Source organism: Proteus terrae (assembly GCF_003144325.1).
GTDB classification, from domain to species: Bacteria; Pseudomonadota; Gammaproteobacteria; order Enterobacterales; family Enterobacteriaceae; genus Proteus; species Proteus terrae.
This window is the reverse complement of record NZ_PENS01000002.1, coordinates 189284-202897: the sequence shown is the minus strand read 5'-3', so window position 1 is coordinate 202897 and position 13614 is coordinate 189284. Positions and strand designations below refer to the sequence as shown.

Sequence of the window (13614 nt, the reverse complement as noted above, 5' to 3'; positions counted from 1 at the left end):
TATCATTACAGGATTATGCTTATGTCAGTTAATAGCGAAAGTATTTCGAAAAGTACAACAACTGTACTTGATGAGCCCGCCAATAGCGGTGTTTACGCCTCACTCTTTGAGAAAATCAACCTCACACCCGTTTCTCAGGTGAGTGATATTAATATCTTCCAAGACAATAGTGCTCTGGCAGATACAACAGCAAATGAGCGCGTTACTGTCGCTGTTCAAGTTTTTCTCGACCGATTGAAATCTTCGGGTCAAAGAATTGAACGTTTAGATAGAAATCTACTTGATCACCATATTGCAGATTTAGATAGACAAATTAGTGAGCAACTTGATGAAGTCATGCATCATGCCGATTTCCAAAAAATAGAATCAGCATGGCGTGGACTAAAATTCTTAGTGGATCGCACTGATTTTCGCCAAAATGTAAAAATCGAATTACTTGATGTCGCCAAAGACGATTTACGCCAAGATTTTGAAGATTGCCCTGAAACTATTCAAAGTGGCCTTTATCACCATACATATATCGAAGAATATGACACCCCTGGTGGTGAACCTATTGCCGCGATTATCTCTAATTATGAGTTTGATCGTAGTCCACAAGATATTGCACTATTACGCAATATTGCAAAAATATCAGCATCTGCTCACATGCCATTTGTTGGCTCTGTTGGCTCTGCATTTTTTGGTAAAGACTCTATGGAAGAAGTCGCTGCCATTAAAGACATCAGCAACTACTTTGACCGTGCTGAATATATCAAATGGAAATCTTTCCGCGACTCTGACGATGCCCGCTATATTGGCTTAACAATGCCCCGCGTTTTAGGTCGCCTACCTTATGGCCCAGAAACCGTTCCTGTACGCAGTTTTAACTATATTGAAGAAGTAAAAGGCCCAGATCATGAGAAATATTTGTGGACAAATGCAACCTTTGCTTTTGCTGCCAATATGGTTAAAAGCTTTATTAATAATGGTTGGTGCGTACAAATTCGTGGTCCTCAGGCTGGCGGCGCTGTAAAAGATTTACCTATTCATCTTTATGATTTAGGAACAGGAAGTCAGGTCAAAATTCCATCTGAAGTCATGATCCCTGAAACTCGAGAATTTGAATTTGCTAATCTCGGTTTTATTCCTTTGTCCTACTACAAAAACCGTGATTACTCTTGTTTCTTCTCAGCAAACTCTGCGCAGAAACCCGCTATTTATGATACCGCTGATGCAACTGCAAATAGCCGTATCAATGCTCGTTTACCTTATATCTTCCTCCTTTCACGAATTGCTCATTATCTGAAATTAATTCAGCGTGAAAACATCGGTACCACAAAAGATCGTCGCTTATTAGAGCTCGAATTAAACAATTGGGTTCGTAGTTTAGTTACTGAAATGACTGATCCAAGTGATGATTTACAAGCTTCTCACCCACTTCGCGATGCCAAAGTGGTTGTAGAAGATATTGAAGATAATCCAGGGTTTTTCAGAGTGAAACTGTATGCCGTTCCTCACTTCCAAGTGGAAGGAATGGATGTTGATCTCTCGTTAGTATCTCAAATGCCAAAAGCGAAAGCATAAGGTGAAGCACGGATGAAAATATACCGCCCCCTCTGGAGTGATGGGGCCTTTTTGGCTCCTCAGCAATTTCAACAACAAGCAAGATGGGATAGCTATCTCATTAGCACTATCGCCAATATGACGATTGCATCAACATGGGGCGTGATTTGTGCTGAATTTGATGAAAGTGCTTTAACTATTTCACGCCTTAGCGCACAAAAATTAATTGTGCGTTTTCCTGATGGAACACTAATCGATACGACACTGGCTGACAATTTACCGCCAGTCAATGAACTCAGCCATTACTCTCAACATCAAGCACTTGATATCGTTCTTGCATTACCTTTATTGCAAGCCAATGGTGGCAATCTTATGCAAGAAGGCCGCTCTGATAGACCACAACAGTTCTATCAAGAGTGGATGAAAGTACAAGATTTGATTGGGCAAGAACAAACGGACATCGCTGTATTACGCCACAGTATTACTTTGCGTTATGCCCATGAAGAAAATAGCGCATATATGACTTGTCCGGTGTCTCGATTAATTCGCAATGCACAAGGTGCATGGGAAATAGATAAGCATTTTATTCCACCATTATTAAGTTGTAGTGCGAGCCATGAATTAACCATATTGTTTTCAGAATTCATGCATCGCTTAGTCGCAAAGCGCCGTCGCCTAATGACTATGCGTCGAGAAAATAATGAGCAAATGGCAGATTTTGCGGTTGCTGATGTCTCGCTTTTTTGGCTACTCAATGCGATTAATAGCGCTGAACCAGTATTAAGCGAATTACTCTCATCAATGGGTCGCCACCCTGAACTTCTTTATCGTGAATTAGTACGTTTAGCGGGTGCACTACTGACATTTTCACTCGATCATGAAAATGGTGATATCCCTCTTTATCAACACTCATTCCCTGAACAAGTTTTTCCACCTTTATTTAGCTTACTTAATACCCTATTAGAAGCGAGTTTACCTTCACGTGTGATTAGTATTGCCCTTGATAAAGAAGGACCTTTCTGGCGTGGTGAATTGCATGATCCTCGCTTACGCGAAGACGCTGATTTCTATCTTTCCGTACGTTCTGCATTACCAGCTCATTTATTGATCACGCAATTTCCATTGCTTTGTAAAGCAGGCAGTAATGACGATGTTGCTAGTGTGGTTAACGTTGCACTTAACGGTATTCCACTACAACCGTTAACACATGTTCCTGCTGCTATCCCACTGCGTTTAGAAAATCACTATTTTGCGCTTGAACTTAATAATCCTGCAGGTCAAGCCATGTTGTCTTCAGGTCATTGTGCCTTTTATGTACCGGGAACATTAGGTGAAATTCAACTCGAACTTTTTGCGGTGCTTCGCTCATGATAACGAATACAAGAACAGCTAAAAATAACATGGTTGATATGCTTTTTGCTGATACTTGGTTAATGGTATGCCAGCTGCGTCAAGGTGCCGAAATTACTGATGGTAAAGCTTTCTATCGGCGCGTCTGTGAACATATTGATAAAACACGCCAACAGCTCGTAGAAAAAGGCTATTCCCAATCCGCCATTGAAAACATGCTTTATGCACAGTGTGCCTTAATTGATGAAAGTGTGATGAACCGAACTGAGCGTGATGATGGCTATTTACAGTGGATACAATCCCCATTACAAGCCAAGTATTTCAATACGTTAGAAGCTGGTGACAAACTATGGGATAGGTTACGTGATCTATTAAATGAACCCGCACCAAACCATGATGTGCTTATCTGTTTTCATCGTGTTATTACGCTTGGTTTTGTCGGCAAATATCGCCAAACCGATGCTCCAGAGCGAGAGCAAATAATTGAGTTACTTAACACCCAACTTCCCGCCTATGCACTATCAAGTGATTTACCTTTAGTGATGAAACCCAAGCATCGAATGAATCGCCGCCATATTTATTGGCTAGGTTGGTTTGGGGGAATTGTGGTGATTGCAATGCTCTGGTGGGGCTTTTCTGTGTCATTAGAAAATTTACTTCAACAATGGGTAATTCAAGGAAAGTGATGCAAAAAAACAGGATAAAACAGTGTATTACATTGTTTTCAGCAAGCTTATTATTGTGGTTGCTTTGGGGATTTTGGTCTTTTGGTAAAGAGATCTCCTTTTTTCTGACGGCATTTATTTGTATCGTCACACTGACTTTGTGTGTTTGGTTTTTCCGCCAACAAAAAAGTACTCCTTACCTTAAAGATGCACTTACAAACCAGCTCCCTCCTGATAATTATCAAGGTGCAGTTATTATTGTTTGTGGTCAATCACAAGCTCTTTTTCATGAAAATCAAATCTATCGAGAGACAGCTAAAGGTTGGTATATTTGTGCCTCTTCTCCTATCGATTTGATCAACATCACTCAACATATTGTTGATATTGCTCCCTTACAATTACGCCGATTGTCACTGTTATACGCTTTATTACCTGAACAACTATTACAACAAGAAGAAGTGACTCAAGAAATACTTAATTGGCGTCGCGCTATTCATGAAAGCAATAAAAAAGTAGGTAAAACATTACCTTTTTGGGTGACGCTTTATCTTAACTCCCCAGTTAATTACCTCAATTCACATTTTGATGACACTACACCATGGATAACCTATTTAAGTGAACAACCAGAATTACTGGTTATCTCTGATAATTTAGCGACACAACCTGTTTCAACATGGTTGTCACAAAATACTGAACAAACCGAAAACCAGCTCACTATGGCACTTTGGCTTGATCAATTACTTGCTTGGTTAAAAAGTGAATTTATTCCTTTGCTCACTGTTGCTCAATCTGGTGCTCCAAGCCTTATTCCTGTTGCTTGGGCGATGCAATTTACGACCGTACCTAACATTTCAGATAACAGCTGGGCTCAATTTATTCACCACAAAACTACGTTATCTCCGACTATTACCAATGCATCAAATAACAGCGACGAATTACCGCTACCGGACATTGTGATTAATAAACTCTCTCACGATGTCAATTTACTAAAAATAGAAACTACCTTTGGTGTTGTTGGCGTAATTTGTGGGTTATTTCTTATTGGTGCTCTCTCAGGTAGCTACCATCACAACAAGCAATTAATTTACGATAACAGTCATGATATCAACCACTTTAAAAGTATTACTGATGAGAATTTAGAACCTAAAAAAGTGGCTTATCAACAGTTACTTTCAGATGCAACGTTTCTCTCTCATTGGCAAAGAGAAGGTATTCCTGCTCGCTACTCTTTAGCGTTATATCAAGGCAATAACATCTTACCTTACTTGCACGCCTTGCTTAGTTCATGGGCTCCACCACTGCCACCAGCTCCTATCATCGTGCAAGAAGTTCCTGAAATGGTGACGTTAGATAGCCTTGCCCTCTTCGCATCTGGTCAATACGAATTAAAAAATGAGGCCACCAAAGTACTTGTTGATGCGCTTATCAATATAAAAGCCAAACCGGGTTGGTTAATTGTCATTTCAGGCTACACCGACAACACCGGTAATCCTGATTTAAACCAAAAACTTTCTCTTAAACGAGCTGAAGCCGTGCGTGATTGGATGATCAAAACCAGTGATATCGCACCATCTTGCTTTGCAGTGCAAGGATATGGTCAGCATCAGCCTGTTGCAGACAATTCAACACTCGATGGTCGGGCTCGTAATCGTCGAGTTGAAATTCGCCTGATACCTCAAGCCGATGCTTGTCAGGTATTAGCTGATGACCTTACGCCACTGAAGGATGGTGGCAACTAAACCCTAGAAAGGAGATGTAATTATGGCTATTCCTGTATACCTCTGGTTAAAAGATGACGGTAATGCGGATATCAAAGGCTCTGTTAATGTTCAAGATCGTGAAGGTAGTATCGAAGTCGTCGCTCAAGATCACAACTTGTACATTCCAACAGATAACAATACCGGCAAATTAACCGGTACACGTATCCATACTCCATTTATTTTCGTAAAAGAAATTGATGCTTCCAGCCCGTATTTATACAAGGCAGTTACAACTGGGCAAACCTTGAAAAAAGCAGAGTTTAAATGGTATCGCATCGATGATGCAGGCCAAGAAGTTGAATATTTCAACACTACGCTTGAAAACGTCAAGGTAGTCAAAGTGGCTCCTAAGATGCACAACATCAAAGATCCGACTAAAGAAAAACACAATCACCTTGAAGAAGTTGAATTGCGTTACGAAAAAATCACTTGGACTTACAAAGACGGAAATATCATTCATTCAGATTCATGGAATGAACGCGCTACTGCGTAAAACCAAAATAAACAGGCGGTTAGCCGCCTGTTTTAACAGCAAATTATTGTAATAACACTATTTGAAGCACAACGAGCAAATACTCTAAATAGTTCAAGGTGTAGCTAGGCGACAAAGGAATGAGTCTCTAGGAACATACAAAAGTATGTGGCTAGTACGAGTGAGCATAGTCAACAACGTTACAACTTGAAATATGACGAGGAGCTGGAGTATGTGGCTAGTGCGAATGAGCATAGCCAACAACGCTACAACTTGAAATATGACGAGTATACCTTATGAGCCTCGGTCTACGGCTAAGGGCGGTAGCGTACCTAAATTCCCTCAATAGGGACTTCATTACTGGGAGAAAATATGGAAAATCAATCTGTCATGCTATTGCGTCGGTTAAATCCTTATTGTGCAAAAGCGCTAGAAGCGGCGGCCTCATTATGCCAAACCCGTGCCCACGCAGAAGTAACTATTGAACACTGGCTATTAAAAATTCTAGAACTTGGCGAAAGTGATATCACTGTATTAGCACGTCGCTACGAATGGGATTTATCTGCACTTTGGCAAAGCTTACTTGATGCGATTGATAAATTGCCCCGCTCTGTACGTAGCCGACCTCAATTATCCAAATCCTTACTAGAATTAATTAAAAATGCATGGGTCATTGCTTCTCTTGATGAAGATATCGAACAAATTCGCAGTGTACATTTATTACACACAATGACAAAACAACCTGCATTAGTTCCACTCGACGCACTTTGGCCTTTAATGACATTAGGTGAGACACAACTACAACGATTAAGACCTCTACTTGATGCCCAATCCGATGAAAGACCAGAAGTTCAACAATTGGCTTCACATAATCATTTACCTGAAGCTCCTCTTAATCAACATAATGAAACCAATGCGCCATCTTCAACAACAGATAACGCCATTATTGGTCACACTCTTAGTGACGCATTACAGGCAGTATTAAATAAATTCACTCTTGATGTGACAGAAAAAGCACGACTGGGTGAAATTGATCCTGTATTTGGTCGAGATGACGAAATTCGTCAAATGGTCGATATTCTCTCTCGCCGTCGTAAAAATAACCCCATTCTTGTTGGAGAGCCCGGTGTAGGTAAAACCGCACTTGTTGAAGGATTAGCGTTACGTATAGCAGAAAAAAATGTTCCTATCAGTTTACAAACCACCTCATTACGCACTCTAGATTTAGGTCTATTACAAGCGGGGGCGGGAGTAAAAGGTGAGTTTGAACAGCGTTTAAAAAATGTTATCGATGCCGTTCAACAATCACCCACACCAATTCTACTTTTTATCGATGAAGCGCATACAATTATTGGTGCCGGTAATCAAGCCGGTGGTGCTGATGCAGCTAACTTATTAAAACCCGCATTGGCTCGCGGTGAATTACGAACTATCGCGGCAACTACTTGGTCTGAATACAAACAATATTTTGAACGTGATGCTGCATTAGAACGTCGTTTTCAAATCGTTAAAGTTGACGAGCCTGATGATGAAAAAGCCTTTTTAATGTTACGAGGATTAAAATCTCGTTATGCCAAATATCATGGCGTACACATTACTGATGATGCAGTAAAAGCTGCAGTCACTTTATCTCGCCGTTATTTAACTGGTCGCCAACTTCCTGATAAAGCGGTGGATTTACTTGATACTGCCAGTGCGCGTATTCGAATGAGTTTAGATACCTTACCTGAAGAACTCACTCGCATTAAAGCCAAGCGCTATGCGCTTGAACTAGAACAAAAAGCGATACTTGATGACATCACTATTGGTAATTTAACCAATCAAACCAAGTTATCTGATTTATCTTCTCAAGATGCCCAATTAGCACTTCAACTTGAAGCCTTAGAACAGCGTTTTGAGCAAGAAAAAGAGATTATCTATCAGCTAATTGAAAGCAGACAAGATCCCGAAAATACCGAAACATCGGCACAGTTACAGCAACAACTCTCACAATTACAACAAGAAGCACCACTTTTAAACCCTGATGTAGACGTTCGCACAGTAGCAACGGTTATTGCCGATTGGACAGGTGTTCCACTTTCAAGTCTTCTTAAAGATGAACAAATCGGCCTATTAGAGCTAGAAAGTAACTTATCAAAATATGTTGTTGGACAAGACAGTGCTTTACTCGCGTTAGCACAACGTCTACGTGCATCTAGAACAGGATTAGTATCTGAAAACGGCCCTCAAGGCGTATTTTTATTAGTGGGTCCAAGTGGTGTAGGTAAAACAGAATCCGCCATTGCGCTGGCGGAATGTCTGTTTGGTGGTCAAAAATCCCTAATCACTATCAATATGTCTGAATATCAAGAAGCACATACTGTCAGTCAATTAAAAGGCTCGCCTCCAGGTTATGTTGGATACGGTCAAGGTGGTGTATTAACCGAAGCAGTAAGAAAACGCCCTTATAGCATTGTGTTATTAGATGAAGTTGAAAAAGCACATCGCGATGTTCTCAATCTTTTCTATCAAGTATTTGATAGAGGCTTTATGCGTGATGGTGAAGGTCGTGAAATTGATTTTCGTAATACCGTTATTTTAATGACCGCAAATTTAGGCAGTGATTATTTAATGCAACAACTGGAAGAGTCACCATTAAGTACAGATAGCGATTTACAAGAAACACTGCGCCCTATTTTACGTGATCATTTTCAACCTGCACTACTGGCTCGTTTCCAAACATTAATTTACCGTCCCCTTGATGCAACGGCACTACGCATTATTGTTGAGATGAAATTACAAAATGTGATCAAGCGACTTTACACTCACTATCGATTAACAGGTATTGTCGAAGAAGCCCTCTACGACACCATTGTAGATGCCTGTTTATTACCAGATACAGGTGCGCGAAATATCGATAGCCTGCTTAATCAACAAATTCTCCCTATTCTTAGCCAGCAACTCCTTTTACGCCAAGCCAATGCTGAAAAATCACAATATGTCATTTTAGGTTTTAATGAAGAAGAAGGTATTACATTGAGTTTTAGTGATGAGTTGCCAAACTAACAATAACTAAGATCTATCGCCAAAATGACTCGTAAAACGCTCACTATAATTATTTTCACATTCATCGTTATTGTGGTGAGCTCACTGTTGTTTCCCAAGAAAAAACCACAAGACAACTACCTTGCTGGGAATTTACACGGGTTTAATCATGTCAAAGGTACTTCTGTAAATTGGTTTATGGTCAATGGCTATTATGGCAAAGGGGGTGGCGGAACCTGTTGTATTGTCGTGCCCGCCAAGTGGACGCCGAATCAATGGGTCAAAGTGGAATGGGAGGTCGATCCCAATGCTTACCCTGGTGATATTCCTGAATTTAATGATCCTACTTACGATGAATATATGAAGCTACATGAAGCAAATTATCGTCGCTATAGCAAAATGGTAGAAATTCCTGAGTATGACGATCCTTGCGATGTTAAAGTGCATTTTCTTCCCTGCCAAGAGGTTCGGATCACATTATCTTGTTATTCCCCAGGACACCCTAATTACCCTATTTCGGTTCCAACAAAGATGGAGGAGCCTGCAATATGCCCACAAAATTAACCCGCAAAAAACTCATGTTTGTTGGGATAATCATTGCTCTTCTTGCGATCTATTTTCTCTTTATCCGACAACCGAAAGTGGAGTATTTAGCCGGTAGTATGAGTGGTATTAACCATGTGAAAGGCACTGCGGTGAATTGGTTTAAAGTCAATGGCTATTATGCCCAAAGTGCTAATGATACTTGTTGTATTATGGTGCCCGCCAAGTGGACTCCTAATCAATGGGTCAAAGTGGAATGGGAAGTCGATCCTGATGCATACCCTACAGATTCACCGGGTGTGACAGATCCCAAATTTGATGCTTATATGAAAAAACACGAAGCCAATTATCGCCATTATCAAAAAATGGTTGAAATCCCTGAATATGATGAGCCATGCAGTGTCAAAGTCCATTTTCTCCCTTGCCAAGAAGTAAAAATTAGCCTGTCTTGTTATTCCCCTTGGCTTCCCGAATATCCAATAAAAGAACCATTAGAAATGGAGGAGCCTGCAATATGTCCAAACAATTAACCCGCAAAAAACTCGTATTTGTTGGGATAATCATTGCTCTTCTTGCGATCTATTTGCTCTTTATCCGAAAACCGAAAGTGGAGTATCTAGCAGGTAATTTACACGGCTTTAACCATGTGAAAGGGACTGCGGTGAATTGGTTTAAAGTCAATGGTTATTACGGGCAAGGTGCAGCCGGAACTTGTTGCATTATGGTGCCGGCAAAATGGACACCTAATCAATGGGTCAAAGTGGAATGGGAAGTCGATCCTGATGCATACCCTACAGATTCACCGGGTGTGACAGATCCCAAATTTGATGCTTATATGAAAAAACACGAAGCCAATTATCGCCATTATCAAAAAATGGTTGAAATCCCTGAATATGATGAGCCATGCAGTGTTGATGTCCATTTTCTCCCTTGTCAGGAAGTAAAAATCACCCTGTCTTGCCATGCAACCAATCATCCTGATTATCCTATAAAAGAGCCTAGCTTTATGGAGGAGCCTGCAATATGCTCGAAAAAATAACCCGTAAAAAAGTTATTGTCATTGGTGTTATTCTTGTCATTGTTGCCGTGAGCTCACTGTTTTTCCCCAAGAAAAAACCACAAGATGACTACCTTGCTGGGAATTTACACGGGTTTAACCATGTCAAAGGTACCTCTGTAAATTGGTTTATGGTCAATGGCTACTATGGCAAAGGGGGTGGCGGAACCTGTTGTATTGTCGTGCCCGCCAAATGGACGCCGAATCAATGGGTCAAAGTGGAATGGGAGGTCGATCCCGATGCTTACCCTGGTGATATTCCTGAATTTAATGATCCTTACTACAAAGAATATATGAGGTTACATAAAGCCAATTACCGTCGTTATAGCAAAATGGTAGAAATTCCCGAATATAACGACCCCTGTGATGTGAAAGTGCATTTTCTTCCCTGCCAAGAAGTCAAGATCACCTTGTCTTGTAAGTCATGGGGACACCCTGACTATCCAGTCAATGAACCCGATGATATGGAGGAGCCTGCAATATGCCCAAACAATTAAACTCCATTTTTATTAAAACGATAGAAGAAAAAGAAGCCACTGAAGATATTTTAACCATAAGATCACAAGGTGATCCTTGTTGGGCTCCACCTCTATTTCCTAAAAAAGGGCGTTTAGCGCTCACAAAAGAACAAATTCGCACTAATCATGAAAAACTAACAAATAAAGAAAAAGAATATTATCAAAACGCTAAAAAACAAAAAAAAGCGTTATGTTGTAAAACATTACACGTGAGTTTATTTTTTGATGGTACTAATAATAATAATTATAATGATACTGAGGCGTCAACTCCACCTCATCCCTCTAATGTTGCTAAGCTTTATCATGCCTCTTCTCCTGAAAAGAATGAAGTTAAGAATAAGGGTTTCTATAGTTATTATATTCCTGGTGTTGGTACCCCTTTTCCAGATATCGGTACAGATCAGTACTATTCTGATGGATTGATTTTTGCAACTGGTGGCGAAGCTCGAATAAGTTGGGGATTAATTCAAGTTTGTGATGCTATTTACCATGCAGTAACCGGTGATGGTCTCTCTTTAGCAGATAAACGAGCCTTACTTAAAGAAATGAGCACAGATTTAAATTTTGAATCAATGATAAATACCGATCTAGACTCTACTGATACTTTTTATGGTGCTACTGGAGCCGCCGCTATGGGTAGCCTAGGATTAATCGTTGGTTCCGCATACAGTAAATTTAATAAAACCTATAATCCCGTCAAACAATTAAACGATTTTCTTAAACCTTTAAAATGGAAAATATCTAAAGTAAAACCGCATATTGTCGCTTTAAAAATTTACGCTTATGGATTTTCTCGAGGTGCAGCAGAAGCACGTACTTTTGTTTACTGGCTTAATCAATCTTTAAATTATCATTTTGAAGAGTTACCTCACGCATGGAAAAAACCGTGTCCTTTGGGAACCATTTATAGTTTACCTGTTTCCGTTGAATTTCTAGGCTTATTTGACACTGTTGCCGCAGTGGGATTAGCTAATGTAGTTCCTGGTGCTACAGGGCATAATGGTTGGGCAAGTGGTACACAGCAGTTGCCAAAGTCGTCACTTGTCAAAAATGTTTGTCATCTTGTTGCCGCCCATGAACAGAGACAATGTTTTACTGTTGACTCAATTCGGACACCAGAAGGCCATTATCCCTTGAATTCTGTTGAAATCATTTACCCAGGAGTACACTCTGATATTGGTGGAGGTTATCCGCCAGGTGATCAAGGTAAAGCAATGAATGGCAGTGAAGAGTTATTATCACAAATAACATTACATGATATGTATGCCTCAGCAATTGATGCCGGGGCACCATTAGCGATTAGAGAAGATATTTTTATACAATTACCAGAAATTAAAAATGAATATTTTTTTCGGACAATATCTACAGAGACACTAGAGGAATTTGCAATATCAGAAGATTTAGTTAATAAATTCAATTCTTGGCGAAACTATACTTTACCTGAACAGCCTGCTTTATCTAATCATATTACTGCTACTAGTAATGAAACCTTATGTTTTATACCCCCACGTTTTGTAACGAGTACTTTAGAATATGCTATGGAAATTCAGCTTATTTTAATCACAGCCTGGAGAATTGGCCGCTATGGTACAAAACAAAGTGAAGAAATTAATTTAACGTATCAACCGTTTTTTACAAATGCACCGCAACACCCTGACATTTCAGTCGAACCCTATGATGCTAAGTTTTCAAGACAAGCTACAGCTGTGTTAGCTCTAGAATATGAGAAAAAAGCAAAAGATATCGCTGAGAAAACATCACTCAGAGATAAAGAAAAAAAGACAATAACCGACCTTTCTAATTGGAAACCAAGTGATAAAAATATAGGGCCACCACTTTTTGATGCAACAAATGCTAGAGGTCAGTTATGGGAGGCATCTTTAGAATTTAAATTTGAATTAGAAGATTTAAAAGGAGTATCCAGACCTACACCTCTAATAAAAATAAACCAAAAATCAAAAGTAGAATGTCAACAAGAGGCACAATGGTTTAAAAAAGTACATGGTGAAAGCTCATCAATATACCAAACAAATCTAGAAAAATGTCAAAATGCCCCTGAAATAACCTTTCCATCTGACGTTATATTAAAATCAGATTTACTAAAAGCATTTCAATCTACTAATAAGCTTGTTTACATAGCTACAACTCAAGATGAAAGGCAAGAATACTTAAGCTTAAAAGCGATTAGTAGTATCATATTTAGAAAAATAATGTCTTTATCAATGAGAAAAATAACTCAAGATGTAGACCTTAAAAACGTTATTAGTTTGCTTGATGATCAAATACATGATTCCCGTGCATGGTTTATGCACTCTGAAAGTGGTATTCGTGAGCCTTTTAGTAGTTATTTTTTATCAAGAATGATCTACTTTGGTTACAAATCAAATAAATCAATGCAATTAATTATGCAACCTGAAGGAACATCTAGTTATTTAGATACAATAATACTACTAGGTATAGCATATAAACCTTTATATGGAATTATATTTGTAGACTTATCGACAGGAAAAGAAACTCCTATAGATATAACTAAACTCCCTCCTCCAACATATTATTTAGTTAATCAAATATCAGAACTTATTAAGCAACAAAAAAAAGAAGAATTAAATAATACTATGCAAGATTTACAAGTAATTATTGAAAAATAATATCTACAATTATTAAACGTTATTATATCAATTAA

At 39.2% G+C, this 13614-nt stretch carries 11 protein-coding genes; all 11 read left to right on the top strand.

Features of this window, described 5'->3' with window-relative positions; translation table 11 throughout:
* Window positions 1–15: 15 nt before the first annotated feature.
* The 11 genes from tssC (at window position 16) to DK857_RS02840 (ending at window position 13579) form a co-directional block, all read left to right on the top strand.
* On the top strand, window positions 16–1563 hold the full coding sequence (gene tssC, locus DK857_RS02890) for a type VI secretion system contractile sheath large subunit (protein ID WP_109401506.1): 1548 nt from the start codon (window positions 16–18) through the stop codon (window positions 1561–1563).
* A 12-nt stretch (window positions 1564–1575) separates the two neighbouring features.
* Window positions 1576–2913, top strand: coding sequence for a type VI secretion system baseplate subunit TssK (tssK, locus tag DK857_RS02885; RefSeq protein WP_109401505.1), 1338 nt, complete (start codon window positions 1576–1578; stop codon window positions 2911–2913).
* The gene (gene tssL, locus DK857_RS02880; RefSeq protein WP_109401504.1) at window positions 2910–3578 is read left to right on the top strand and encodes a type VI secretion system protein TssL, short form; all 669 of its coding nucleotides are present in this window, start codon (window positions 2910–2912) and stop codon (window positions 3576–3578) included. The genes tssK and tssL overlap by 4 nt, the downstream gene beginning before the upstream one ends.
* Window positions 3578–5296: an OmpA family protein gene (locus DK857_RS02875; protein WP_227003108.1), complete on the top strand. Its 1719-nt coding sequence runs from the start codon at window positions 3578–3580 to the stop codon at window positions 5294–5296. The genes tssL and DK857_RS02875 overlap by 1 nt, the downstream gene beginning before the upstream one ends.
* Before the next feature lie 22 nt (window positions 5297–5318).
* A complete protein-coding gene (locus DK857_RS02870; protein ID WP_023583757.1) occupies window positions 5319–5810 on the top strand; it encodes an Hcp family type VI secretion system effector in 492 nt (163 codons plus the stop codon).
* A 351-nt stretch (window positions 5811–6161) separates the two neighbouring features.
* Window positions 6162–8834, top strand: a complete 2673-nt coding sequence (tssH, locus tag DK857_RS02865) for a type VI secretion system ATPase TssH (RefSeq protein ID WP_109401502.1) — start codon at window positions 6162–6164, stop codon at window positions 8832–8834.
* Between the two features lie 24 nt (window positions 8835–8858).
* Window positions 8859–9377, top strand: a complete 519-nt coding sequence (locus DK857_RS02860; RefSeq protein ID WP_109401501.1) for a DUF3304 domain-containing protein — start codon at window positions 8859–8861, stop codon at window positions 9375–9377.
* The gene (locus tag DK857_RS02855) at window positions 9362–9886 is read left to right on the top strand and encodes a DUF3304 domain-containing protein (RefSeq protein WP_109401500.1); all 525 of its coding nucleotides are present in this window, start codon (window positions 9362–9364) and stop codon (window positions 9884–9886) included. The genes DK857_RS02860 and DK857_RS02855 overlap by 16 nt, the downstream gene beginning before the upstream one ends.
* The gene (locus DK857_RS02850) at window positions 9871–10395 is read left to right on the top strand and encodes a DUF3304 domain-containing protein (protein WP_109401499.1); all 525 of its coding nucleotides are present in this window, start codon (window positions 9871–9873) and stop codon (window positions 10393–10395) included. The genes DK857_RS02855 and DK857_RS02850 overlap by 16 nt, the downstream gene beginning before the upstream one ends.
* Window positions 10380–10910 carry a DUF3304 domain-containing protein gene (locus DK857_RS02845; RefSeq protein ID WP_109401498.1) on the top strand — a complete coding sequence of 177 codons (531 nt, stop codon included), beginning with the start codon at window positions 10380–10382 and terminating at the stop codon, window positions 10908–10910. The genes DK857_RS02850 and DK857_RS02845 overlap by 16 nt, the downstream gene beginning before the upstream one ends.
* On the top strand, window positions 10895–13579 hold the full coding sequence (locus DK857_RS02840) for a T6SS phospholipase effector Tle1-like catalytic domain-containing protein (RefSeq protein WP_109401497.1): 2685 nt from the start codon (window positions 10895–10897) through the stop codon (window positions 13577–13579). Before DK857_RS02845 ends, DK857_RS02840 begins: the two co-directional genes overlap by 16 nt.
* Window positions 13580–13614 lie beyond the last annotated feature (35 nt).

Coding starts and splice junctions, on each gene's coding strand:
- DK857_RS02860 (WP_109401501.1), top strand. CDS start 8,859: ATGACTCGTAAAACGCTCACTATAATTATTTTCACATTCATCGTTATT.
- tssK (WP_109401505.1), top strand. CDS start 1,576: ATGAAAATATACCGCCCCCTCTGGAGTGATGGGGCCTTTTTGGCTCCT.
- DK857_RS02855 (WP_109401500.1), top strand. CDS start 9,362: ATGCCCACAAAATTAACCCGCAAAAAACTCATGTTTGTTGGGATAATC.
- DK857_RS02875 (WP_227003108.1), top strand. CDS start 3,578: ATGCAAAAAAACAGGATAAAACAGTGTATTACATTGTTTTCAGCAAGC.
- tssH (WP_109401502.1), top strand. CDS start 6,162: ATGGAAAATCAATCTGTCATGCTATTGCGTCGGTTAAATCCTTATTGT.
- DK857_RS02845 (WP_109401498.1), top strand. CDS start 10,380: ATGCTCGAAAAAATAACCCGTAAAAAAGTTATTGTCATTGGTGTTATT.
- tssL (WP_109401504.1), top strand. CDS start 2,910: ATGATAACGAATACAAGAACAGCTAAAAATAACATGGTTGATATGCTT.
- DK857_RS02840 (WP_109401497.1), top strand. CDS start 10,895: ATGCCCAAACAATTAAACTCCATTTTTATTAAAACGATAGAAGAAAAA.
- DK857_RS02870 (WP_023583757.1), top strand. CDS start 5,319: ATGGCTATTCCTGTATACCTCTGGTTAAAAGATGACGGTAATGCGGAT.
- tssC (WP_109401506.1), top strand. CDS start 16: ATGCTTATGTCAGTTAATAGCGAAAGTATTTCGAAAAGTACAACAACT.
- DK857_RS02850 (WP_109401499.1), top strand. CDS start 9,871: ATGTCCAAACAATTAACCCGCAAAAAACTCGTATTTGTTGGGATAATC.